Genomic DNA, 24,638 nt, shown 5'->3' on the forward strand with positions numbered 1-24,638 from the left:
GGTTCCCTCATGCGGCGAGAAGTGATTTCAGTTTCGTGTCCGATGCGGCCAGCTTGTCACTTGGCGGCTTCGCACCCTTGGCAATCAGCATTTCGGCGAGCCGGATATCGCGAGCCACAGTGTTGCCGGGACCTACACCACTGGCGGCGACGAGGCGTCCGTCAGCAGCGAGATGGAAGAGTATGAAAGCATCCTCGCCGACATCCCGGCGAACGGTCGTCACGCCTTCGTCGACCAGGCCCGCAATCTGCAATGAGAGGTCGTATTGATCCGACCAGAACCAGGGGACCGCGCTATGCTGCTCGCCTTTGTTCAGCATGTTCCTGGCGGCCAGCGACCCCTGTTCCTGCGCGTTGCGCCAGGCTTCGAGGCGGACGCGGCGGCCGCCATAGATCGCCAGCGGGAACGAGGCACAATCACCCGCAGCGAAGATGTTCGGATCGGATGTCGCCATGCTCTCGTCGACGCGAATGCCGTTCTCGACGGCAAGGCCTGAATTGCTTGCGATTTCGGTGTTGGGGACAGCGCCAATGCCCACAATACAAAGGTCTGCGTCGATCCTTACGCCGTCAACCACCAGCGAGAGGGCACGCATTGAGTCATCAGGCGTCATTTCGGAAATGGAGACACCGCAGCGGATGGCGACACCGCGTCTTGCATGCGCGTCGGCGATGACGTCGGCGATCTCGGTGGGCACGCCACGCATGAGAATGCGCGGCTGGGTTTCCAGCACGGTGACCCTGCAGCCTCGCATCGACGCTGCCGCAGCAAGCTCCAGACCGATAAAACCGCCACCAATAATGGCAACATGGGCGTCGGGACATAGGCAGGCGCGGATCGCTTCGGCATCGTCCTGGGTGCGAAGATAGACGCAGGCGCTGATGCCTTCGGCCATCGGCAGGCGGCGCGGGCGCGCGCCCGTTGCAAGCAGAAGCTTGTCATAGGGAATGAAGCGGCCGTCACTGAGCGCAAGCGTTCGCGCATTCCTGTCGATCGTGACAACCTCGCTGGAAAGCATCAGGTCGATTTGGGCTTCCAAAAGACGCGCGGCATCAGCAATGACCTTCATGCCGACGGTCTCCGCTGCCATGCCGTCCTTCGACAGCGGCGGGCGCTCGTAGGGCAAATGCCGCTCGGCACCGATCAGCGTGATCGGGCCGTCATAGCCTTCTTCGCGCAACGCTAGTGCCGCACGCGTGCCACACTCACCCGCGCCGACGATCACCATCCCAGGCGTCATAGGGAGATTTCCCGCAAGCCCATCTGAAATCGAAGCCAGGTGGCGACCCGGTTGGGATGAATGCGCACTGTTTCCACCGCCGTCTAACCGATCTGGACCAGGACCTTCCCGGATTCCACCTTCACCGGGTAGGTCTGCAGGTTGACACAGACCGGCGCACCCTTGGCGGCACCGGTCTTGTAGTTGAAGCGGCCATTGTGCTTCGGGCACTCGATGATGTCGTCCATCACCAGTCCGTCGGCCAGGTGAACCTTCTCATGTGTGCACAATCCGTCGGTCGCGAAGAACTCATCATCTGGCGAGCGGTAGATCGCAAACGTCTTTCCCGCGTGGTCGAAGCGGATGACGTCCTCCTCGTCGACATCGTCTACCTCGCAGGCTTCTATCCATTCACTCATGTCACTATTCCAGGTCGTTGGGAGGAAATGCTGGCCGGGCCGGCGGTCTTATCGGGTGGCCTATTCGGCCGCCGCTGGAACCACGAAGTTGTGGTATTCGTCGCGGTAGGGTTTTGCCGTCGGCGGCAGTTCGCGCTTGAGGTAGAAATCCTCGTAGCGCAGCTGCTTCTTGAGGACCGGCCACACCTCCTTGTAGGCGTGCCAGATCGATGGGTTTGGCGTCGGCAGATCGTGCTTGATCATCTCGTGCAGCTTCGGCAGCGCGTGATACGGCACCATCGGGAACATGTGGTGCTCCACATGGTAGTTCATGTTCCAGTAGATGAACCGGCTGATCGGGTTCATATAGACCGTGCGCGTGTTGAGCCGATGGTCGACGACGTTGTCAGCCAGCCCAATGTGCTGCAGCAGGCCGGTCATGACCATGTGCCAGCTGCCGTAAATGCGCGGCAAGCCGATCAACATGAGTGGCAGCCAGGAACGCAGGTAGACCGCCAGCGCCACGGTGGCTATGTAGATGGCGACGTGCCAGCGAGCGGCGACCACGGCCTTGTGACGCTCCATCTCCGGGATATAGCTCTTCTCCTCATCAATCAGGCCGACAAATGCCTGTCGGAACAGGCCGGGCAACGAGTAGCGGAAGTCCAGCAGGCCCGTGAACATCAACGCGACCTTGAGGAGATCAGGCGGACGCATCACGGCGATCTCCGCGTCCCGGCCAACGATGATCGTGTCGGTATGGTGACGCGCGTGGCTCCAGCGCCACTGGGTCGGGTTGCGCATCAGCATGAAGCTGGCGATCTGGTAGACCACGTCGTTCATCCAGCGCGTGCGGAACGCCGTCCCGTGGCCACATTCATGCCAGCGGGAGTCGCTCGACGAACCATAGAGCACGCCGTAGACGAAGAAGAACGGCACGCACCACCAGGTGCCCCAGAAATAGACGCCACCAGCGGCAGAGACCAGGATCGCCGCGAACCAGACAATGGTGTCACGGATCGCCGGACCGTCGCTGCGCTGCATCAGTTCCTTTATGGCCTTGCGCGGCACATCCGTGTGATACCACTCGGCCGAGGCCAGTCCAGTTTCGATCGCCTTGCGTGAGCTTTCGCCCACGAGGCTGTAGTCTCGAACCGTCTTTTTTGATGTCGCCGCTGTCATCTCGTTCTCCATCTCGTCTCCGGTTGTCCTGCGCTCCTCCTCAACTGCCTTGGCGGTGCGGCACAATGCCGGCCGGCCTCGGTACGCGCGTTCAAGCCTCTCCCTGTCATGTGTGTCGCTCGAGCGGGATGAAATTCCCCGACGGAAGCGGAAAATCGGTGTCAGGCTGGCGTGCGATTGACGCGATGCGCTTTTCAGCATCGGCTATTTCGCCTGCTCCGCTCAGCACACGTAATGTCGCGTCGTAAGCGCGCTCCTCGCCATGCTCCAGCCAGATCATCTCGCCGCGCTCGCGCGCAGCCAGGTCACCCAGCACGTGATGTGTCGAAGGCTCGATACCCAGTGCGTATTGGCCGGCCTGGAAATTCTCCCACTGGTAGGCACAGGGCAACTGGTCCTTGCGCGTCACGACCTCAAGGCCAAGGCCGAGCCGGTCGTTGACGATCGCGACCGGGACCGTTCCGTCACCGGCCGCCGCCATCTCGTGCTGCCACACCTGCTCGCGGAAATTCATCTGCGGCGCAGGCATGGTGCGATAACCAACCTTTTGCGCTTCGTAGGCGTTGCCCGCATGCCCCGCCCAGACGACGTCGCGGACTGGCGCGACATAGCGCGCGCCCTTATCGAGCACAGGATAGCTGACGTTCACGTGATAGAAGAACATGTGAGGCGTGCGCGAGAATCCGTGGTTCACCACGCGGTCACGGATGCGGATCTCATTGCCGCCTACATCCGCCTCGATGCGGCGGATGAGATGCAGGTCCTCGGCAAATACCGCAGATTGCTGGACGATGCCCTCTGCCCAGAGCACGCAGTCGTCGCCAGTCCACGTCTCGCCATAGCCGGTAAGGCGCGCCGGGATCCCGCCGATCCGACCATGCAGCGAATGGCGCACGGTCTTCTTGCCGGGATAGTTGTACTCTTCGGCCGGCACTTCTTCCGGTCCGAGGATGTGGTCGAGACCGCAGGTGGTGAGCAGACCCGAGAAGGATCGCGCCCAGGCGAAGCCGTTCTCACCTTCATACTCATGCAGGCCGGGGTGGCGAAAACCGGCCGGCGAATTCCAGCCGATCGCCTTGCCCTGGAATTCGCAGTCGGCAATGTCGAGCGCGCGATCGACGAGCGCGGTGAAGCGGAGGCCGGTGCCGGTGCGGAATTCGAGCATGCGGATGCCCCGCTCGACACCGTCGCCGAGCGTCATGAGACGCACCCCTGCGAATTGCGAAAGCATACCGGAGCGTTCCGCCACCTGCCGCCGCGTCAGTGTCTGGCCGTACAAGCTTACCATCAATGCACCTTCGCCTGTTCGGCCAGCGTCGCGGCATCGACGCCCATGATCAGCGCTTCGACGCTAAGGAGGTCTGTCTCCCCGACAGCCTGTTCCGCGACGACCTCGCCTCGACGCATGACAATGATGCGATCGGCAACCTGGAACACGTGGTGGATGTTGTGGGTTATGAAGAGCACCGTGTGGCCCGCCGCGCGCATTTCCTTGACAAAGCGCAACACGCCATGGGTTTCCTCGACGCCCAGATTGTTGGTCGGCTCGTCGAGGATGATCACCTTGGCGGCAAATTGCATGGCACGCGAGATCGCGATTGACTGGCGCTCGCCGCCCGAAAGCGTGTTCACCGCAGCATCGGCGTCGAGCTTCTTGGAGATGCCCACGCGCTTCAGCAGCGTCGACGCCGCCTGCCGCAGCATAGGAAAGTCGATCGGAGCGAACACGCCGAGAAAGGACAGCTTCACCGGCTCACGGCCGAGGAAGAGATTGCGCGCAATCGACAGGTCGGGCGCCAGCGACGTGTCCTGGTGGATCGTCTCGATGCCCAGTTCGATCGCATCGCGGGCAGAGCGGATTGTCACCTTCTCACCCCGGACATAGATCGCACCACCATCGGCGGGATGGACGCCGGAGATCGCCTTGATGAGCGTCGACTTGCCGGCGCCATTGTCTCCCAGCAGCGCAACGACCTCGCCCTCGCGCAGCGTCATCGATGCACTTTTCAGCGCCTTTACGCTGCCGAAGGATTTGCGGATGCCTTCCAGCCGCAGGACTTCCACGCTCATCGCCGCGCTCCTCGCTTGCTGATCACCGCGTGGAGCACAAGCATGATGAGGATGAGCGCGCCGACGAAGATATTGAAGGCGAGGCCGGGTACACCGATCAACACAATGCCGTTTCGGATCGCGCGCAGCATGAATGCTCCCACCACGGTCCCGAGGATTGTGCCGTAGCCGCCGGTCAGCGCCGTGCCGCCGACGACGACCATGGCGATGACCTCGAGTTCGTAGCCAGTTCCTGCTACGGGCGATGCTGCCGAGATGCGAAAGGCGCTGATCATGCCGGCAAGGCCTGACAATACGGAGGCGGCTACGAAGAGCCCAATCTTGACCGCGTCGGCGGGTACGCCGCGCGCGACCGCTGCATTGCGGTTCGAGCCGATCGCACTGATCCAGTTGCCCAGTTTCGACCAGTTGAGGATGTAGGCCGCGATCAGGATCAGGCCTATGAACCAGAACAGCGACACGTAAAACTTGAACGGGCCCAGTTGGAAGCTGCCCGCCAGAAGTGAAACGAAGATACCGGGCTCGTTCCAGGATTTCAGCGGGAATCCCTGCGTGATGTAGAGGGCTGCCCCACGCACGATGAGAAGCATGGAAAGCGTCACCAGGAAGGATGAGATGCCGATCTTGGTGACGATAACGCCGTTGACGGCACCGATCACGATACAGACGACGAGGCCGACGAGAAGCGCGAGGCCGATGTCGACGCCTGCCTGCTGGGCCAGGAGCATGACGACGACCGGCCCGAGCGCGAACACCGCGCCGACCGAGAGGTCGAACTCGCCCGCCGTGAGCAGCAGCGTCATAGCAAGCGCCATGATGCCGAGCTCCGGCAGGAACGCCATCATGTTGGAAATGTTGAGCGGCGACAGAAAGTTCGGATTGGCGATCGAGAACCCGGCCAGAACCACTGCCAGGATAATGAGAGACGTCAACTGGGGCGAGGCCGTAAGGCCCTGCCACCAGTTCCTTCGTTCCTCCAGTCTTTCCGTCACAGTCGCCATCATTCAGCCGCCGCTCGCCACGTCATTTGCTGTAGAGCTTGAGGATGGGTTCGACGCTGTCCTTGTCGTACAGGCTGAACGTCTGGATGTCGTAGCCGATCGGCTCGCCCGAGGCGGCGAGGTTCAGCAGCGCGACGGGCATGAAACCCTGCGCCGAAGGAAACTGCCAGGCAGCGGCATTGAAATAGCCGGCCTTGACGGCCTCCGCGGTCTCCTTCGAGTTGCCCCACCCGACGACCGGGATGGAGCCCGCGGCCATGCCGGCATTTTCCATGACCGGCTTTACGGCTGCCGCAACGGAATCGCCCAGCGCGATAATCGCCGGCGGATTGTTGGCGAGCATGTAGTCGCTCATCTTGGCGATGATGCCGGCCGGATCAGTGCCCGCATCCACAACGTCATAGGTGATCTTCAGCGGATCGAAGACGCTGGCGATGCCTTCCGTCTCCAGCTGCTGATAGCTGGCGCCTGGCACCTCGACCGGCAGGAAGACCTTGTCACCTTCCTTCACCAGCTTGTTGTCGACGAGATACTTTGCCCAGATCACGCCGGCCTGCCTGAGGTCGGCGCCTACATAGGCCTGACGGCCGGTCGCCGTGTCGTCCGTGTTGAAGAAGACAACCGGGATGCCGGCAGCCTTGGCCACCTTCACTTCCTCGTTCCACAGGCCCGGCTGCGCGGACGTCGTGCCGATGCCGTCCGGCTTGGCGGCGATGGCCGAATTGAAGGCTTCCTTCTGCGCGGCCATGTCACCACCCGAGAAGGAAATCTTGCAGTCAACAGCGAGCTGCTGGCACGCCTTCTCCGCTCCTGCGTTCCAGTCAAGCCAGAACGCATCGGACGGGCCGCCATGCGAAAGAAGATAGAACGTCTTCTTGCCGTCCTGCGCCCCTGCGACGCCCGTGAAGGCGGCGCAGGCGAGGAGTGCGACTGCTGCGAGTTTCAGAACGGATTTCATTGAACCCTCCCTCACAAACTGTTTTCGCGGAACTTGCCGTCGAGGAACTTCTTGGCGCGCGGCACGTCGTCCTCGCTCAGATGCTCGATGATGACCGGGATGTTCGGGTGCTTTTCGGCAAGGCGCTGCAGATAGAGATCGTAGTTGAGCGAGCCGAGGCCCGGAGCCGGCAGTTCGATCTCGCCGACGCCGCGGAAGGTGTGGCTTTCGAGCGCGTCCGCATCGCCGATGTCGGCATGCTTTTCGGTCTTGTCATCGCCCGAGCGCTTCACATCCTTGGCGTGCGCGATCTTGATCTTGTCCGTCAGCGTGTCGAACACCTGATCAAGGATCTGGTCCATGCGATCGATGTTGTGGGTCTCGAAATAGTTGGTCGGGTCCATCAGGAGGCCGAGGCCCGGATGGTCGACCTGGGCGAACATCTTCACCGTCTCCTCAACCGAGCCGACGACATTGTTCACATAGGTTTCGAGCAGGAACACCGCGCCATGGTCGTAGGCGGTCTGCGAGAGGTCCGCGATGATCTTGCGGCATTCCTCAAAACCTTCCTCGGTCTTGTTCTTCTCGTGGTGAACCCAGTCCGATTCAGTGTTGTAGGTGCCCGTCTCCGAGATGACGTAAGGCGTGCCGAAGTGGCGCGCGTTGCGGATGATCTCCTTGAGATAGCCAACGCGTTTGTCGCGCTCGGCTTTGTCGGGATGAATGATGTTGGTGTAGCCGGAGATGCAGCAGATCGGCAGGTGATGGTCGCGGAACGTGTCGCGCACCTTCCTGGCCTTTTCCTTCGTGATCTGCCCCGCCGACAGATCAACATCCTTGAAATGAAGGTCGAGCTGGACGGTGTTGAAATCCAGCGCGCGGATCTTCTTGGCTGTCTCTTCGAGGCCGTAGGGGAAATACCCCGTGAAAATACCGGCTTGCATCATGGTGTAATTCCTCCCTTGGAAACTCAGTCGATTGCGATTTCGGAAAGCCGGACCGTGCGGCGCTCCGTGATGGAGCGGTAACCGGCCTCGATCAGGGCCATGGTCTTCACATTGTCGGCGACGGTGAGCGCGGGGGCTTCGCCCGATTTCAGCGCGTGCTGGAGCTGCTCCATCACGCCGATAAAGGCATGCGGGAACCACATCGTCTCCCAGCTCGGCGAGACCCACTCGCCGCCCGTCGTCCTGGCCGATGCATAGCTGAGCGTGGACGCAGCACCCGTTGGCCAGCCGATCGTTCCCTTGGCCGTGCCGAGCGTGCCTTCGACACGCCAGGTGATGTGCTGGTCGTCCTTGTAGCCCTCCTGGCGCGGACCGGACCAGACATCTTCCAGCGATAGAGCGAGCACGCCGGAGGGAAAGCGCAGCGTCGAAACGACGATGCCGTCCGAATGATCGAATGTCGTGCGCGGATCCTTGCGCGTCAGCGTGGTGATCTCATCGGGGTCACCGAACAGGAAGCGCAGCGCATCGAGATGATGCACGCTCATATTGGAAAGCGTCAGCCGGTCGTATTCCTCGAGGAAACCCTGCCAGTGCGGGATCGCATGCATGTCGATCTGCGCGAAAACGATCTCGCCGAGCGCGCCCTGATCGATGATCTGCTTGAGCACGCGCATCGACTGGTCGTAGCGCATGTTCTGGTTGACGGAGAGGATCTTGCCCGCCGCCTTGGCCTCGTCGCGCAAGGCCTTTGCCTCGTCGAGCGACAACGCCAGCGGCTTCTGCGCAAGGATCGCCTTCACATGCGGCTGCTTCAGCGCATGGCGGATGAGCGCCGGCTGCTGGTCGGGCGGGAAGGCCAGATCGATGATCTCGACCTGCGCATCCTCAATCAATTTCTCAGGCGTTTCATGGACGGTCGGAATGCCCCAGCGGTCGGCGACCTTCTGCGCGTTCGCTTTGGTGCGCGAGGCAATGGCAACGACCGGGAAACCCGCCTCCTTATAGGCGGCGAGATGGCACTCGGCCATGATCATACCGGCGCCGATGCACCCGATCCTGAATTCTTTTGCGCGGACTTTGACGTCCGGCTCGAACCCGCCATTCGTTGCGCCATTGGCATCCATTCGATCCTCCCCCTCTATTTTTCCTGCGGCCTGACTCATCGCTGAAGCGCGCTCCCATCGCTTGCGAAACGGTGGACGCGGGCTGCCTCGCAAGACAGCGCGACCATCGCGTCGGGCCGGATATCGGGCTGGCCACGCACCAAGGCACGCACCCGCGACGACCCGGCATCGACCGTCACCACCGTATAGCCGCCCAGTGGCTCGACCTCGTAGACCTTGGACGGCGGCGTAGCCGCACTCTCGCTCCAGGCGGCGACCTTGATATCTTCGGGCCGCAGGCCCACTTCGGCAATCTCGCCACCTCCGGCAAGGCCGGGCACCGCGATCGCGCCGCCGGCGACGGCGATCGCACCGGCGCGGGCTTGCGACGGCAGGATGTTCATCATCGGCGAACCGAGCAGCCGCGCGACATAGACACTCGCCGGTCGGTCATAGATACCGCGCGGCGTGTCGATCTGGCGGATCGTGCCGGCTTCCAGAATGGCCATGCGGTCGGCGACCGACATCGCCTCTTCCTGGTCGTGCGTGACATAGATCAGCGTCTTGCAGAGTTCGCGCTGGATGCGCTTCAGCTCGACGCGGGTCTCCTCGCGCAACCGCGCATCGAGTGCGGAGATCGGATCGTCCATCAGATAGGCGACCGGATCGCGGACGAGGGCACGGGCGATCGCCACGCGCTGGCGCTCGCCCCCGGAAAGCTGTGCCGGCGGCTTGTGCAGGATGTGGCGGATATGGAGTTTTTCGCAAACCTCATCGAGCTTGCGAACGATCTCAGCCTCGGGAACACGCCGCTCGGCCAGCGGAAAACGAATGTTTTCCGCTGCGCTCAGATGCGGGAAAAGCGCGAGGTTCTGGAACACCATCGCCACGTTGCGCTCGGCCGGCGTGATGCGGTTGACCGGACGCCCGTCGATAAGGATCTCGCCTGCGTCCGGCGTCTCGAGCCCGAGGATCAGGCGCAGGATGGTCGACTTGCCCGACAGCGGCGGGCCGAAGAAGCAGAAGAATTCATTGTCCTCGACCGTGAAGCTGGCGTTGGACAACGCGACCGTCTCGCCATAGCGCTTGGACACATTGCGGAATGCGATCTCAGCCATGACGACCTCCGACAGCCTTGCCGGTTGCAACGTCGAAGATGCGCACGGAGGCTGCATCGGGGGCGAGCACCATCGTCTCGCCCACCGCGACGCGCAAATCATTGTCGAAGACTGCCTTCACCGCGCCGCCACCCTGCCCCAGATGCACGATGGTACGCGCACCGATGCGTTCGACGAAAGTGACCGGAAGCACCAAACCTTTGCCATCTTCGGCAACAGTCGCCTGCTCGGGCCGGAAACCGTAGAGCACCTCGGCATTGGAGCGACGCAGCGCGTCGGCGAGACGATCGGGCAGCGGCGGCGTGACGCCGAGCGGCCCCAGATCGACGACCAGCCCGCGATCGCTTTCGGCGGGGCGGCCGGGGATCAGGTTCATGCCCGGCGCGCCTATGAACTTCGCGACGAAGACATTGGCGGGGTTGTTATAGACCTCGATCGGCGTGCCCACTTGCTGCAGCACGCCGTGGTCCATCACCGCGATGCGGTCGGCCATCGTCATCGCTTCGAGCTGATCATGCGTGACATAGACCATAGTCTGCCTGAATTCGCGCTGGAGGTGCTTGAGTTCGGTGCGCATGACCGCCCGGAAAGCCGCGTCGACATTCGACAGCGGTTCGTCGAGCAGGAAGATCGCGGGCTCCATGATGGCCGAGCGCCCGATCGCTACACGCTGAAGGATGTTGACCGAGAGACGGTCGGCGCGGCGATCGAGTAGCGGCGTCAATTGCAGCAACTCGGCAATGGCGCCGACGCGGCGGTCGATCTCGGCCTTCGGCCTGCCATGCATCCTCGGCCCGTAGGCGAGGTTCTGGCGAACCGTCATGTGCGTGAAGATCGCATAGTTCTGAAAGACGAAACCGACGCCGCGGCGCCCCATCGGCACGCCAGACATGTCGCGGTCACCGAAGAGGATGCGCCCTTCGGTCGGCTCCTCCATGCCTGCAATCATGTTCATCGTCGTCGACTTGCCGCAGCCGGAAGGACCAAGCAGGGCCATGAACTCGCCGTCGGCGATTTCGAGGTCCATGGTTTTCAGCGCGGTGAAATTGCCGAACGTCTTAACCAGGTTCTGGAGATGAATCGCGCTCATGCCCGCACCTCGCGCGCTGCGGCCATGCATTTCATGGCAAAGACCGTGGCGATGGAGAGGACAATGAGGATGGCGAGTGCGATGGCCGCGACATAACCCCAGATCAGGTCCTGCGTGGTCACCTTGTAGATGTAGACGGAGATCGTCTCGGTCGCGACGCCTGGGCCGCCGCCGGTCATGATGTAGAGCGTGTCGAAGATCTTGAAGTTCTCGATCACCCGGATCGCCAGCGCGATGATGATGATCGTCTTCATCTTCGGCAGCACGATGGTGGTGAAGCGCCGCCATGGATTGGCGCCAAGCAATGTCGCGGCCTTGATCTGATCCTGCGGCACGCCGACAAGGCCGGCGAGCAGGATCAGGAACATCAGCGGCGTCCACTGCCAGATATCGGCGATCATGACTGCAATCAGCGCCAGCGTCGGATCGGACAGCCATGCGATGGCAACACGCGTGCCAGCCAGCGTCGAGAGAATGTCGTTCAGCGGGCCGCCCGACTGGAACAGCATGAAGAACATGTAGCCGGCCACCGCAGGCACCACCATCATCGGCATCAGCAGGATGGAATAGAAGAAACGCTTGCCGGGAAAGTCGTCGGCAAAGAGCGTTGCCAAAGCGAGCCCGAGTAGGAACTCGGCTGGCACGCACACGACCATGACCACGGCAGTGCGCCAGAGCGCACCCCAGAAGCGGTTGTCTGATGCGAGATCGGAATAATTGGCAAAGCCGTTCCACAGCTCCCAGGCGCTCCACCAGTTCAGGCCGGAGAGCGGCGACCAGTCGGTCAGGCTGATATAGAGCTGCATCAAAAGCGGGAACACCGCGATGAACAGCACAAGAATTTGCGCGGGCAGCGTCAGCCGGAAGCCAAGCCGTGTAGACTCGTCGCGCGTGCTGGCTGCAGCCCCCGGCATCGACTTCGCCATGGCAGCCTCCGATACAGTCAAGGCGCTCATTGCTTCAGCGCTCCGAAGGTGAGCCCGCGCACGAGATGCCGCTGGATGGCGATGCCCATGATGACCGGCGGGATGGCGGCGATAAGACCCAGCGCTGCCTTGGCGCCGTAGAGCTGGCCCGTCATCGAGGAAGACAGCGAGGCCATGTAAACTGGGACTGTCACCCATTCGCGCGTCGTCAGCAGAAGCGCGATCAGATAGTCCGACCAGTTCAGGATGAAGACGAAGAGCGCAGCGGATGCGAGCGGCGCGCGCATCATCGGCAGTGTGATTTTGGTAAAGACGCGCCAGCGCGAGCAGCCCTCGACCAGCCCCGCTTCCTCGATCTCGCGCGGCATGTCGTCGAAGAAGGTCTTCATCAGCCAGAAGGCGAAGGGCAGCGTGACGATGCCGTAGACCAATGCCAGACCCCACCATGTGTCGGTGAGGTTGAGGAAGGCCCACATGATCATGACCGGGATCATGACGGCCATTGGCGGGAAGAGACGAAGCTGCGTCAGCGCCAGCGGCAGGTTCTGGCCCGAACCGAAACGCGAGAGCCCGTAGGCTGCGGCCGTGCCGGCCGTCATGGCAATCAGCGTGCCGAACGTCGCAGATAGGAGCGAGGATAGAATGGGCTTCAGCGCGGTTCGGTCGAGCGCGACGATGAGGCTGGAATCCGACTCGCCGAAGATGAAGCGGAAATTGGAGAGCGTCGGCTCCTTCGGCCACCAGGTGAGATCCGCACCCGTCGCGGACCACTCGCCGATCGGCTTGAACGCCATGGACACCATCCACAGGATGGGTACCAGGGTCACGCCAAGCGCCAGCAGGATCGCGGCATAGCGGAAGATTTCGAAAGGGACTGAACGCTTCATCTTGCAGTTTCGCTGGAGTGGCTTGTTGCTGAGAGGGAGGAACCTTCGTACCTCCCCCTCATTGGTTCGGCTTGGGAGGATCAGCCGATCGCATCCGTAATTGTCGGCCAGGCCTCCTTGTTGGTCTTGATCGCCTCGAGAAGCTTGTCCTCGCCGGTACGGCGGGCGATGCGCTTCCATTCGCGCTCGGTGTCTGCCATGGCCTGTTCGGGTGTCTTCGCCTTGGTGCATGCGGCGACAAGATTTTCGTCGAGTGCATTGTGGAAGGCGGTCGCGCCCGGGTAGTTGATCGAAGGCACGGTGCGCGCCACCGTCTCCCTCACGACGTCCATGTGGTAGTCATGATAGGTCTGACGCACCAGCGGATCGGCAAAGTCCGACAGGCGGAACGGATCGAAATAGCCGCCCGGGTTCGCAGTCATCCAGGCATAGATGCGGGCCGAGCCGACCCACTGCAGGAAGAGGTAGCAGAGCTCCGGATTCTTTGCCTGTGACGAGACAGAGGCCGACAGGTTGAGCCACAAGACCGAGCGGCTGATCAGCTTGCCGTCGACCTCGCGGCCGGGGGGCAGCATGGAACCGATCTTGCCGGTAACCTTCGAGTCCTTGTTGCCCGGGTTGTCGAGGAATTTCGGCAGGTTCGAGAAGGCACAGGTCATGGCAGCGCCGCCATTGGCGAAATTGCCGTACTGTTCCGGCCAGCCCCAGGATACGGCGTCCGGCGACTTATAGGCCAGGGAGTCGACATATTCCTTTGTCGCAATGATTCCGGCTTCGGTATTGATCAAGGGAGCGCCGGCATCATCGAACAGGAACTGGTTCGGATTGCCCATCGAAACATAGCGCTGATACCAGTTGGTATAGCCCCAGCCCTGGTTGCGGATATCCGTCGAGCCGAGCAGGCCTTTGTCCGGCCGATGGAAGAACGTCCCGATCTCGTCAAGTTGCTTCCACGTCTTCGGCGGCGCAAGGTCGTAGCCGTATTTGTCCTTGAATGCCTTCTTCTCGGCTTCGTCGGAGAAGAGGTCGGTGCGATAGACCCAGGTCTGGAAATCGCCGTCAAGCGACACGCCGTAGGTCGAGCCACGATACTGGTTGAGCAGCGAGACGCCCTTGGCGCCATTGACGTAACCGGTCTTGGGATCGTCCCACTCCGGCTTGTGCTTGGCGACGAAATCGTCGAGCTTCAGGATGCCGCCGGTCTCGGCCAGGTCGCCGAGACGGTTCCATTCCACGGCATAAATGTCATAGGCCCCACCCTTGGTGGAGATGTCCTGCATCGTTTTGGTGAATTCCTGGCCATTCGGAACGCCGATGATCTCCAGCGTGATGCCTGTCTCCTTCTCCCAAAGCTCCTTGATGGACGGTGCGCCCGCTGGAAACGGCTGTGTGAGTTGCCCGATGGAACCATCTGAAAGACCGAGCACGATTTTGTCGGCGCCGGCTGCCTTCAGCGCCTTGGCTGCCTCGACCGCCCTGCCCTCGGGGGTATCGGCTCCATACTGATAGCGTTCCGCGCCGTCGAAACCCGTCGGGCCGCCGATCATCCCCGGCGAAAGCGCGTCCGCCGCATAGGCGCGGCCTGGACGAATGAACTTCGGTGCAATTCCCACCGCACTCACCCACAGTGCGGCCTTCCCCCCAGACGCAAGCAAGCCGCGTCGCGAAATGCGAACCATATCTGACATTGATTTTCCTCCCAGTGGACCATGCCGGGCCCAATATGATGATTATTGACGTTCACAAATGATGATGTCAACATCAAATCAAATCATAACACATCATATCTAGGGTCGAGATCAAAACCAATGCGGAATCAGTCACCTCCCGCATCGCAACATCTGCGCTTCGCAGTCGCAATGATGTCTTTTGATGCACCTCACCGATTGCGTTTTGCACTTCGTTCGACGGCAAAACGCCGCGCATCGCTTGCAAGCACAGCCAGTGCGGCTACATCAATTTCAATCAGATTCGCCCATCGCCAGGGTGGTGAAGCAGGGAAGTGACATGCGTTCAACCCTCATAGACGTTGCCCGGGAGGCGGGTGTTTCCGCAGCGACGGTGGACCGTGTCCTGAACAATCGTCCTGGTGTACGTGTGCGGACGCGTGAGATCGTCTTCGATACGGCACGCAGGCTGGGCTACATCGCCGAGGGCAAGGCTGCGTCGCCCCACACCGCAGCAGACACAATCCGCCTAGACTTCGTGCTGCCGGTGGGTACGAACACCTTCATTCGGAAACTGAACGAGCAGTTGGGCAGTCAGGCCGCTCTCCGGCCGGACCTTGACGTGCGTATTCACGCAATCGAAGGCTTCAATCCCGACACGCTCGCCCAGACGCTGCGCGATCTGCACGGGAATACTCAAGGCATTGGCCTTATTGCCCTCGACCACCCGACGGTACGCGAGGCAATTCGCGAATTGTCAGCCAACAATATCAAGGTCGTGACACTGGCGACCGACATTTTGCACGTGCCGCGCGTCGCCTATGTCGGGATCGACAATCGGCAGGCGGGACGTCTTGCCGGACATGTCGTCGGACGCTTGCTGGGGACGGACGCACCCGGAAAGGTCGCCATGTTCGCGGGCTCCCTCTCCTATCGTGGCCATCAGGAGCGCGAGATGGGCTTTCGCCACATCCTCGCCGAGGAGTTTTCAAAGCTCGAGATCGTGGAACTGCGCGAAATGGGTGACGACCGCGAGCGCGCTTACTCAGAAGCCTCGGCTTTGCTCGACCGCCACCGCGACCTTGCCGCGATCTATAATATCGGTGCCGGCAATCAGGGCATTGCCCAGGCAATGCGCGAGCATAACAAAGAGGGTGAGATCGTCTTCATCGGCCATGAACTGACCGAAGGCACGAAGCGGTTTCTCCTTGACGGCACAATGGATGCAGTGATCGACCAGAACCCCCGCGTTGAAGCTCGCGAGGCACTGAACATCCTGACCCATTCTGTCCGGGAATTGCCTTATGAAGGCCACCCTCCACGCCTGCACCTGATCCTCAAGGAAAACATTCCCGAAGTTTGACCTCTTCCAGCAAGCTGCATCTGGCCAGCGACGGAAGACCCGTGCGAGCCTGCTGCTTATTTCTGCGTGTCGGCGCGCAAATAAGCCACGCACAGACAACAGGACTTTTTGAAGGGAGAGAGGATGGGTCGCAATACATTCGCCCGCAGCGTATCGCCCTTGTCGTAGGCAGCACGGCCAGGAACGGCAGCCCTGCCGCATCTCTTGACAGGGCCCACCAGATGGACATACAACTCCACCCTAATCGTTTATGTAGCCTCAATCGGCCAACATAAACGATTATGTGTTGGGAGGATTAAAGAGTGCCGAAGTCGACCATGCGCGATGTCAGTCGTGCGACAGGTCTTTCAATGTTCACGGTGTCCCGCGCGCTGAGCGGTGCCGAGGGCGTGTCCGACGGCAGCCGCGAGCAGGTCCTCAAGGTGGCCCGGGAGCTGGGCTACATTCCCAACCGTGCTGCCCAGGAGTTGCGGCGGGCAAGCCGGGATTCCGTGGCGGTGATCACCGGCAGCACCTCCAATTCTTATTATCTCGACTTGATGGCAGGCATCCAGCAGGCCCTCCGCCCCTCCAATTGGACCGTCGTCGTGGGCGATATGGCGGTGGACGGCATCTATGACGCACGCCTGGAGGATCGGATGATCCGGCGGTTGATCGAGTCCCGCACCGCGGGGGTGATCTCCACCCTGACGCTGAGCTCCGAAAATACCAGGCTGCTGGCGAAATGGGACATACCGCTGGTCTTCGTCGACTCTGCTCCTCCAGCCGATGCTGCGGATTTCCCTAGCGTTACTACCGACAACTATAATGCCAGTCTGCTTGTCGGGCGACACCTTGCAGATCACGGCTATAAGGATTGGGTGTTTCTCGTCTATCCGGCCAAATGGTCCACGCGGTTCGACCGCGAACGGGGGATCCGGGATGCCGCCCGTCTGCACGGAGCGCGCGTCGACATTCTCGAAAGTGAAAACGACGCTGCCTCGGCCTACACAACACTGGCCACCTATCTGGACAACGTGGAAAAGGCACCGCGCGTGCTCATCGCCGGCAACAACCCTTTACTCCTTGGTGCGCTCAATCTCCTGCGCGAAAGAGGCGTCAGCATCCCCTCCCAGATGGCACTGCTCGGCTTCGACGAGTTTGCCTGGGCTCCGCTCATCGACCCGCCGCTGACCGTCCTGAACGAGCATAGCGAGCAGATCGGAAGGCTGGCGGCGACAACGCTTGCAAGGATCATAAACGGACAGGTCGAGGCCGAAAAGCAAGGCAAACCCGCAAGTCCATCCTATCGGCCGGAAGACAAGCAACAGGTCGCGGCAAGATTGATCGTGAGGAAGTCATGCGGATGTGAATTCTCCCATGACGAACCCCGATCCGGAGTTTCTCTGGCATGACCATCAGCAACTGACAGCGAAAGGCATCGACATTCTTACATCCTGCGTCGAGCAACCTAAACGATTATGAACCGGACCTCTTCTCGCTTGAGGTCAACCTATCCGCGGTGATGTTCGCGGAAAACGCAACGAGGTAAGACCGGGCCGCCGCGTCACGACGGCTCGCGAACCAAGGAGGAAAACCATGAAATTCACTTCGTACTCACGTTTCGCAGTAGCCGCATCCGCAGTGGCCATCGCCGCCATGACGTGTTTTTCTGCGGCACATGCGCAATCGGCTCCAACCAAGATCGAGAAGATTGGGCTGATGGTGCAAGACATGTCCAACCCCTTTTTCGCCGCTATGACCAAAGGGGCTGAGGACGCGGCCAAGGCGATCGGAGCGACAGTCAACACGCAGGACGCGCAGCTCGACCTTGCAAACCAGAATACCCAGATCGACGCCTTCATCCAGCAGGGCGTCAACCTGATCGTCATCTCCGCCGTGGACGAGGCTGGCATAGAGCCGGCCATAGCGCGAGCCAAGGAAGCCGGCATCATCGTAATCGCCGTCGATACGCCGGCCAAGGGCGCCGACGCCGTCATCATGACCGACGCCGTGCAGGCGGGCGAGAAGTCCTGCGAATATCTCTTCTCGCAGATGGGCGGCAAGGGCCAGGTTCTTCTCGTTGACGGCACGCCGATCCAGACCATCATCGACCGCATCACTGGCTGCAAGAATGTCGCCAAGAACTACCCCGACATCAAGATCGTCGGCCAGCAGGCATCCAAGAACGACCGCGCCTCGGGCCTGGCCGTAACCACGGACATGTTGACTGCCAATCCTGACGTGACCGGTATCTTCGGCATGAACGATCCCTCTGCACTCGGCGCGGTGCTCGCCGTGGAACAGGCTGGCAAGACCGGCCAGATCAAGGTGACGGGCGTTGATGGAAGCCCCGAGGCGGTCGCCGAGCTGAAGCGTGAAGGTTCGCCGTTCATCGGAACCGCCACACAGAACCCGGCCGAGATGGTGCGAGAAGCAGTCAAGGTCGCCCAGGAAATGGTTGCCAACAATCCTCCCAAGGAAAAGACCATCCTCATCCCCAGCGTGCTGGTATCGCGCGACAACGTCGCCCAATACGCAGGCTGGTAAAAGGAGCGGTTAGACCGCGGCAACCCATGCGCGGTGGGCGTTCATCCGCCCGCCGCGCAATGAAACACGAGGCTCCCTAATGACGGATATGGCGAAAGCGCCGCTGCTGAGACTGGAGAATGTGACCAAGCGCTTCGGCGCCACGCTCGCTCTCAACGACGTGCGCTTCGATCTGCGCGCTGGCGAGGTTCACGCGCTGATGGGGGAAAACGGCGCGGGCAAATCCACGCTGATGAAAATCCTCGCCGGCAATGTGCAGCGCGACGACGGCACGATCCTGCTGGACGGCAAGGAGATCGATATCCGCTCACCGCGCGACGCTCGCGCGCACGGTATCGCCATTATCCATCAGGAGCTCAATACGGTTCCAGCCATGACGGTCGCGGAAAACCTGTCACTCGGCCAGGAGCCTCGAAATCGGCTCGGTATGCTCGATCGCAAGCGTGTTCTTGCCGAGGCGCGGGAGAAGCTCGCACGGATCGGCGCCGCCATCGATCCCGGTCGCCCGCTGGGCTCACTCAGCGTGGGCATGCAGCAGATGGTGGAAATCGCGCGCGCGGTCAGTGAGGACGCCCGCGTCCTTGTGCTGGATGAACCGACCGCAGCCCTGTCGCGCGCCGAGGCCCAGCAACTTTATCGGCTCATCGAGCAGATGCGAGCGGCAGGCGTGGGCCTCATCTACATCTCCCACCGGATGGAAGAGGTCTGGCAACTCGCCGATCGCGTCACCGTTTTCCGGGACGGCACCTATGTCGGCACCGGCGAAATGGCCGAGCTCAGTCCGGCCGATGTCGTGCGCATGATGGTCGGGCGGCCGGTCGCCGACCTTTATCATCACGAGAAGCGCACGCCAGGAGAGGTCGTGCTCGACGTTTCCGGTCTCAGTGGCGAGCAAGTTGGCCCGGTCGACTTCCAAGTTCACGCGGGCGAAGTCGTGTGCATGGCGGGCCTGATCGGCTCAGGCCGCACTGAAGTCGGCAGGCTGCTTTTCGGGGCCGATCGGCGCACGGGCGGAACCGTGCGGATCGGCAGCCGCCCGAGCCAGCCGGTCGACCCTTTCGCCGCGATTGCGGACGGCATCGGCATGGTGCCGGAGAACCGTAAGGAGCAAGGACTGTTCCTCGGTCATTCCGTCGAGGACAACATCGCGATCAGTTCGCTCGACCGCTTTGTAACTGCAGGCGTGGTGCGCCGGAGCGAAGCGCGGAACGCCGTCAAGAAGCAGATGCAGCGGTTGCACCTGCGCCTCAGTGCTCTCGACCTGCCTGTAAAAGCGCTTTCCGGCGGCAATCAGCAAAAGGCCGCGCTTGCGCGCTGGCTGATGCGCGATTCCAAGGTCCTCATTCTGGACGAGCCGACACGCGGCGTCGATATCGGTGCCAAGCACGAGATTTACGAAGTCATCAACGCGCTGGCCCGCGCCGGCAAGGCCATCCTGGTCATCTCCTCGGACCTGCCGGAAGCCATCGGGATCAGTGATCGACTGCTCGTGATGCGCGAGGGCCGCATCGTGCACGAGATGCGGTCCGAAACTGCAACCGAGGAAGACGTGATGTTCCACGCAACCGGCACGGCGGCGCAGAACACTCCGGACGGCAATGGAGCAAGACAGTGACCAAAGACAGCGAACTTACCGCGCGGGGCACCACAGAAACCCCCAGCGAACCCTTCGACTTCGCCAAATGGTGGGACCGCGTCGGCATTCTGGTCGTGCTGCTCGCTCTGGTGATCCTGATGGCGATCATCGCGCCCAATTTTGCCCGGGTCGACAATCTGCTCAACATCGCGCGTTCGATATCCGTCAATGCTATCCTGGCAGCGGGCCTGACCTTCGTGATCCTGACTGCAGGCATTGACCTTTCGGTCGGATCGATCGTCGCCGTTTCCGGGGTTGTCGCAGTCATTGCAGCGATCGCCGGCTGGCCCGCGCCGGCGGCAATTCTTGCTGGCATGGCCGCTGGGGCTGCCTGCGGGCTCGTCAATGGAACGCTGACCGCCTATCTCGCACTGGCCCCCTTCATCGTCACATTGGGTACGATGACCTTCCTGCGCGGCCTTGCCTATACGATCACGGCTGGCCAGCCCATCGTGTCGAGCGACCTCAACTTCCGCAACGTCGGAAACGGCTATCTTGCCGGCATACCCGTTCCAGTGCTCATCATGATCGTCGTCTATGTGATCGCATGGTTCATCCTGGAGCGCACGCGGTATGGGCGGCATGTCTATGCGGTAGGCGGCAATCCGGAAGCGGCAAAGCTGGCGGGTGTCCGCGTGAACCGGGTCACCACCTCCGTCTACGTCATAGCGGGTGCCTGTGCCGGCCTGGCGGGTGTGATCTTCGCCGCCCGCGTCATCTCGGCCCAGCCGACGGCAGGCACCGGCTATGAGCTCGACGCCATCGCAGCCGTGGTGCTGGGCGGCACGAGCCTGGCAGGCGGCCGTGGCCGCATTGTCGGAACCTTGATCGGATCGGTCATTCTCGGCGTGCTCAGCACCGGCCTTATCCTGATGAACGTACCGTTCTTTACCCAGCTCCTCATCAAGGGCGTCGTGATCATCCTTGCCGTTGCGATCGACAGCCTCAAGCAGCGTTCGTTCAAATTCCGCACGGCACCGAAGGCCGCATCCGAAACCACGCGACGCTAGCACTTCCACCCGCATTCCTTCGGCCGAACTGCCGCAGGCGACTTGCGGCCTGTGCAAAGATTACTCTGTTGGAGACGCCTCCCCCATGACCTTCACCGTTGAAATAAATGATCCTCTGCCGGGTACGCGGAACCACGAGCCAATCACGTTCACGGTCGAGGGGGATTTGCACGAGCCGCTTTGGTGGGCGCTGCTGGATAGCGGAGAGCGCGTCCTCTGCCAGCGCCTCGATGCCGGGTCCGGGGAAGGCCGCACCGCCTTTGTGGTCGTGCTCAGCTTCACCGGGTCGGCCCGGCTGACGCTTGAGGCGCCGTGCCTGGATACGCCGGCCGACGGCATCAAGGTACTGACCGGCAAGGAAGCCGACTGCTTCGTCCGCCTCGACACGGGCGCGTTCGACCTGGAGCTTTGCTCCGGCACCGCGCAAGGATTGGGCTCCTCGAAATGGGGAATCCGCCATTTCCGCGCAACGTCCGACGGCTTCGAGCTGCTGCCGTCGGGCAACAATGCCATTGGCGGCTTCTATGGCCCTTTCTTCACGCCTGAGAATGGGCTGATCAATCCGCCCGAGCACACAACCGTTCACATCGAGGTGGTCGAGCGCGGGCCTGTTTTGCATCATTACCGCATGCATGGAACGATCCCGGATGGCTTGCTTGAGGAGCTGAAAGGCAAGAGCTTCACGATCGACTGGCGCTTCACCCACAACACGCCCTTCTTTCAACGCAAATATCAGGTGGACGACTTCCAGACCGTGATCAACGGCCGCTCGGTCACCAGCAAGATCACGGTCGGTGACGAATTCGAGGGCGGCCCGGGCAAGCTCGTCTTCGACCGTTTCGCAGCCTATGGTGGCACCCGCTACCGTGCCGGCGACCCCTATGCCGGCGAACTGGTTGCCATGGTTGCAGATACAGTGGCCAATTCGGCCAACGAAGGTCCGAAGTTCGAGGAGTTCCGCACCCAGCTGGCCGATATCGAGGCCGCTCATTGGGACCTCTACTGGCGTCTCTTCTGCGCCTGGGAAGGCGTGCTCGGCGAGGATGAGCTGCGCGAACGTCTGTCGCGGGTTCGGGCAGCGGCTCATGTCAAAGCGGATTTGAATGATCGCCCCTGGATACTCACCGAGGAGCCCGTCGACGTCTCGGCCGTGCCCCACGAGACAATATTCCCGGGGCCGGCCACCAAGACCGTGGAGTTCGACCAGACTTCCGGGCGGGCGATGATATGGTGGACTTCGCAAGCGTCCGGCGCCTTCCAGATCGTGCAGCGCCGCCAGTCCGGATGGGTCAACTGGGGCTCGAACGGCGAAAACGAGTGCCCTGAACTCCCCGTCGGGGTGGATATCAAGACAGCCTACGGGCCGTTCGCCGACCGCTGGAAGGTGGTTGCAGACCAGTTGGAAAGTCCACCGGCCGTCACCGTTACCTGACCTTGCGTTATGTTCCTGCCTTACAGCCGGATTATGGGGTATTCAGGCAATTGAAATATGGACACCTCCGGCTTATGACCCGGAGGTGTCCTCTCCGCATCCAGAAAGCTGACCTGCATGACGTCCAGAAGTTTCGTCGTTACCACCGCCTGCGAGAACCGCCCCGGCATTGTGGCCGCCTTGTCGACAGCAATTTTCGAGCTGTCGGGAAACATTCTCGAGGCCCAGCAGTTTGACGATACCGAGACGGGCCGGTTCTTCGCTCGCATCGTCTTCGATGCCACAAGGGACCTGGATGAGGACGCGATCTCGTCCCACCTTGCACCCATCGTGGAGCGTTTTTCGATGGATGCCCAGGTTCGCGAACGAGGCCGCCGGCGGCGTGTTCTTTTGCTGGCATCCCGCTTCGACCATTGTCTCGGCGATCTGCTTTATCGCTGGCGCACCGGCGAACTCGAAATGGATATTGTCGGCATCGGCTCCAACTATCCCCGTGAGACCTATGCCCATGTCATGATGGGGGATGTTCCCTTCCACCATCTGCCGATCACGCCGGCAACGAAAGCGCAGCAGGAAGAGCAGCTTTATGCTCTGGTGAAAGAAAGCAGAGCCGATCTGGTCGTGCTTGCCCGCTACATGCAGATACTCTCCGACGATCTCTCGTCGAAGCTCTCAGGCATGTGCATCAACATACACCATTCATTCCTGCCGGGCTTCAAGGGCGCCAAACCCTATCACCAGGCCCATGAGCGCGGCGTGAAGCTGATCGGCGCGACCGCACATTATGTCACCACAGACCTCGATGAAGGTCCGATCATCGAGCAGGACGTCGAGCGCGTAAGCCACCGCGATACACCCGAGGACCTGGTGCGCAAGGGCCGCGACATCGAGCGTCGGGTTCTGGCACGGGCGGTACGATACCATCTCTCCGACCGCGTTCTCATCAACGGTTCCAAGACCGTCGTGTTTCCCGAATAAGGCTGTGCTGAGCCATGCTCCCTCCCAAGGGAGACATGTTTTCAATGCACACAGCTGATACAACACGGAGACATAGAAAGGCGCAACCTGATTTCGCCGGGAGGAGGATCATGTCTGACAGCAAGCGGCCGCTGGTCATCAGCGCCCCCGAACCGCGTACGCTCGACCTGATCTTCACGCCGTCGGCGCGGAAGATCTTCGGAGACCGGTACGAAATCTTGGAGGCCGAGGCCGCGCAAGTCGATCGCCTGCCGGATGCCATTCTGGAGCAGGCGCGCTACATCGTTGGCCAGCCGCCATTGTCGCGGCCGACGCTGGAGAAAATGCGCTCCCTGCGATGCATCTTCAACGTCGAAAGCAACCTGTTCAACAATATGCCCTATGACTTTCTGTTCGAGCGGGGCATCCATGTCGTGACGACCGGCGCGGTTTTCGCCGAACCGGTGGCGGAACTGGGTCTGGCGATGGCGCTGAATCTTGCCCGCGGTATCGTCGATGCGGATATCGACTTCCGTGCAGGTAGGGAACTCTGGGGCGGCGATGGCAACAGAAAGGCACGGCTGCTCTCGGGATCGGATGTCGGCATCATCGGCTTCGGCGATCTCGGCAAGGCGCTCAACCGGGTGCTGTCCGGCTTCAGGACGCGCACAAAGGTTTTCGACCCCTGGATGCCACCATCGATCCTGATCGAGCATGGCGTTCAGCCGGCTTCGCTGAGTGACGTGCTTTCGCAGAGCGATTTCGTTTTCATCGTCACTTCCGTGACCAGCGAGAATGAGGGGTTTCTCGGCACGGATGCTTTCGCCTCTATGCGGCCGGGTGCGGCCTTTATCCTGCTCAGCCGCGCCGGCGTTGTCGATTTTCCGGCACTGATGGAAGCGGTGCGAAGCGGTCATATCGTTGCTGCCAGCGATGTCTTTCCCGAGGAGCCGCTGGCCAGGGACCATCCTGTCCGCTCCCTGCCCGGCTTCCTCCGCTCCGCCCATCGCGCCGGCGCGCTCGATATTGCTTTCACCCGCATGGGCGACATGGTGCTGGAAGACATGGATCTCGTTGACCGTGGGCTGCCGCCGATGCGCAGCAAGCGCGCGGAACGCGAAACCGTTTCGCGCATGCGCTCCAAACCGGTCGACAAGAACTGA

Annotated in this window: 22 protein-coding genes; 8 read left to right on the forward strand and 14 right to left on the reverse strand. The window is 61.5% G+C overall.

Features of this window, described 5'->3' with window-relative positions; translation table 11 throughout:
- Positions 1-7: 7 nt before the first annotated feature.
- From BM413_RS04620 to BM413_RS04685, 14 genes are all read right to left on the reverse strand, one after another.
- Positions 8-1,240: an NAD(P)/FAD-dependent oxidoreductase gene (locus BM413_RS04620; protein ID WP_091910887.1), complete on the reverse strand. Its 1,233-nt coding sequence runs from the start codon at positions 1,238-1,240 to the stop codon at positions 8-10.
- An 83-nt stretch (positions 1,241-1,323) separates the two neighbouring features.
- On the reverse strand, positions 1,324-1,638 hold the full coding sequence (locus BM413_RS04625) for a MocE family 2Fe-2S type ferredoxin (RefSeq protein WP_091910889.1): 315 nt from the start codon (positions 1,636-1,638) through the stop codon (positions 1,324-1,326).
- A 60-nt stretch (positions 1,639-1,698) separates the two neighbouring features.
- Positions 1,699-2,799 (reverse strand): fatty acid desaturase family protein, encoded by a 1,101-nt coding sequence (locus BM413_RS04630; protein ID WP_175544252.1) that lies wholly within the window; start codon positions 2,797-2,799, stop codon positions 1,699-1,701.
- Positions 2,800-2,905: 106 nt separating this feature from the next.
- Positions 2,906-4,087, reverse strand: a complete 1,182-nt coding sequence (locus BM413_RS04635) for an aldose 1-epimerase family protein (RefSeq protein ID WP_091910892.1) — start codon at positions 4,085-4,087, stop codon at positions 2,906-2,908.
- The gene (locus BM413_RS04640; protein ID WP_175544240.1) at positions 4,087-4,869 is read right to left on the reverse strand and encodes an ATP-binding cassette domain-containing protein; all 783 of its coding nucleotides are present in this window, start codon (positions 4,867-4,869) and stop codon (positions 4,087-4,089) included. The genes BM413_RS04635 and BM413_RS04640 overlap by 1 nt, the downstream gene beginning before the upstream one ends.
- Positions 4,866-5,870 carry an ABC transporter permease gene (locus tag BM413_RS04645; protein ID WP_091911132.1) on the reverse strand — a complete coding sequence of 335 codons (1,005 nt, stop codon included), beginning with the start codon at positions 5,868-5,870 and terminating at the stop codon, positions 4,866-4,868. Before BM413_RS04645 ends, BM413_RS04640 begins: the two co-directional genes overlap by 4 nt.
- A gap of 22 nt (positions 5,871-5,892) precedes the next feature.
- A complete protein-coding gene (locus BM413_RS04650; RefSeq protein WP_091910894.1) occupies positions 5,893-6,828 on the reverse strand; it encodes a sugar ABC transporter substrate-binding protein in 936 nt (311 codons plus the stop codon).
- 11 nt (positions 6,829-6,839) lie between these two features.
- The gene (locus BM413_RS04655) at positions 6,840-7,754 is read right to left on the reverse strand and encodes a sugar phosphate isomerase/epimerase family protein (protein WP_091910895.1); all 915 of its coding nucleotides are present in this window, start codon (positions 7,752-7,754) and stop codon (positions 6,840-6,842) included.
- Between the two features lie 23 nt (positions 7,755-7,777).
- Positions 7,778-8,881: a Gfo/Idh/MocA family protein gene (locus BM413_RS04660; RefSeq protein ID WP_091910897.1), complete on the reverse strand. Its 1,104-nt coding sequence runs from the start codon at positions 8,879-8,881 to the stop codon at positions 7,778-7,780.
- Positions 8,882-8,916: 35 nt separating this feature from the next.
- Entirely contained in the window at positions 8,917-9,978 is a 1,062-nt protein-coding gene (locus BM413_RS04665) for an ABC transporter ATP-binding protein (protein ID WP_091910898.1), read from the reverse strand.
- Entirely contained in the window at positions 9,971-11,068 is a 1,098-nt protein-coding gene (locus BM413_RS04670) for an ABC transporter ATP-binding protein (protein ID WP_091910900.1), read from the reverse strand. Before BM413_RS04670 ends, BM413_RS04665 begins: the two co-directional genes overlap by 8 nt.
- A complete protein-coding gene (locus tag BM413_RS04675) occupies positions 11,065-12,024 on the reverse strand; it encodes a carbohydrate ABC transporter permease (protein WP_091910902.1) in 960 nt (319 codons plus the stop codon). Before BM413_RS04675 ends, BM413_RS04670 begins: the two co-directional genes overlap by 4 nt.
- A complete protein-coding gene (locus tag BM413_RS04680; protein WP_091910904.1) occupies positions 12,021-12,881 on the reverse strand; it encodes a carbohydrate ABC transporter permease in 861 nt (286 codons plus the stop codon). The genes BM413_RS04675 and BM413_RS04680 overlap by 4 nt, the downstream gene beginning before the upstream one ends.
- An 80-nt stretch (positions 12,882-12,961) precedes the next feature.
- Complete coding sequence (locus BM413_RS04685) at positions 12,962-14,569, reverse strand: extracellular solute-binding protein (protein WP_091910906.1); 1,608 nt, start codon at positions 14,567-14,569, stop codon at positions 12,962-12,964.
- 319 nt (positions 14,570-14,888) lie between these two features.
- On the opposite strand from BM413_RS04685, the gene BM413_RS04690 reads away from it, so the two are divergent.
- From BM413_RS04690 to BM413_RS04725, 8 genes are all read left to right on the forward strand, one after another.
- A complete protein-coding gene (locus tag BM413_RS04690; RefSeq protein ID WP_091910907.1) occupies positions 14,889-15,911 on the forward strand; it encodes a LacI family DNA-binding transcriptional regulator in 1,023 nt (340 codons plus the stop codon).
- Positions 15,912-16,213: 302 nt separating this feature from the next.
- Positions 16,214-17,305, forward strand: a complete 1,092-nt coding sequence (locus tag BM413_RS04695; protein WP_091910909.1) for a LacI family DNA-binding transcriptional regulator — start codon at positions 16,214-16,216, stop codon at positions 17,303-17,305.
- Positions 17,306-17,489: 184 nt separating this feature from the next.
- Entirely contained in the window at positions 17,490-18,440 is a 951-nt protein-coding gene (locus BM413_RS04700) for an ABC transporter substrate-binding protein (protein WP_091910910.1), read from the forward strand.
- A 79-nt stretch (positions 18,441-18,519) separates the two neighbouring features.
- Positions 18,520-20,055: a sugar ABC transporter ATP-binding protein gene (locus BM413_RS04705; RefSeq protein ID WP_091910912.1), complete on the forward strand. Its 1,536-nt coding sequence runs from the start codon at positions 18,520-18,522 to the stop codon at positions 20,053-20,055.
- Positions 20,052-21,086, forward strand: coding sequence for an ABC transporter permease (locus tag BM413_RS04710; protein ID WP_091910914.1), 1,035 nt, complete (start codon positions 20,052-20,054; stop codon positions 21,084-21,086). The genes BM413_RS04705 and BM413_RS04710 overlap by 4 nt, the downstream gene beginning before the upstream one ends.
- An 85-nt stretch (positions 21,087-21,171) precedes the next feature.
- Complete coding sequence (locus tag BM413_RS04715) at positions 21,172-22,518, forward strand: hypothetical protein (RefSeq protein ID WP_091910916.1); 1,347 nt, start codon at positions 21,172-21,174, stop codon at positions 22,516-22,518.
- A gap of 117 nt (positions 22,519-22,635) precedes the next feature.
- A complete protein-coding gene (gene purU / locus BM413_RS04720) occupies positions 22,636-23,496 on the forward strand; it encodes a formyltetrahydrofolate deformylase (RefSeq protein ID WP_091910918.1) in 861 nt (286 codons plus the stop codon).
- Between the two features lie 110 nt (positions 23,497-23,606).
- Complete coding sequence (locus BM413_RS04725) at positions 23,607-24,638, forward strand: hydroxyacid dehydrogenase (RefSeq protein ID WP_091910920.1); 1,032 nt, start codon at positions 23,607-23,609, stop codon at positions 24,636-24,638.

It is taken from the genome of Mesorhizobium sp. YR577, assembly GCF_900116595.1.
Lineage (GTDB): Bacteria > Pseudomonadota > Alphaproteobacteria > Rhizobiales > Rhizobiaceae > Mesorhizobium_M.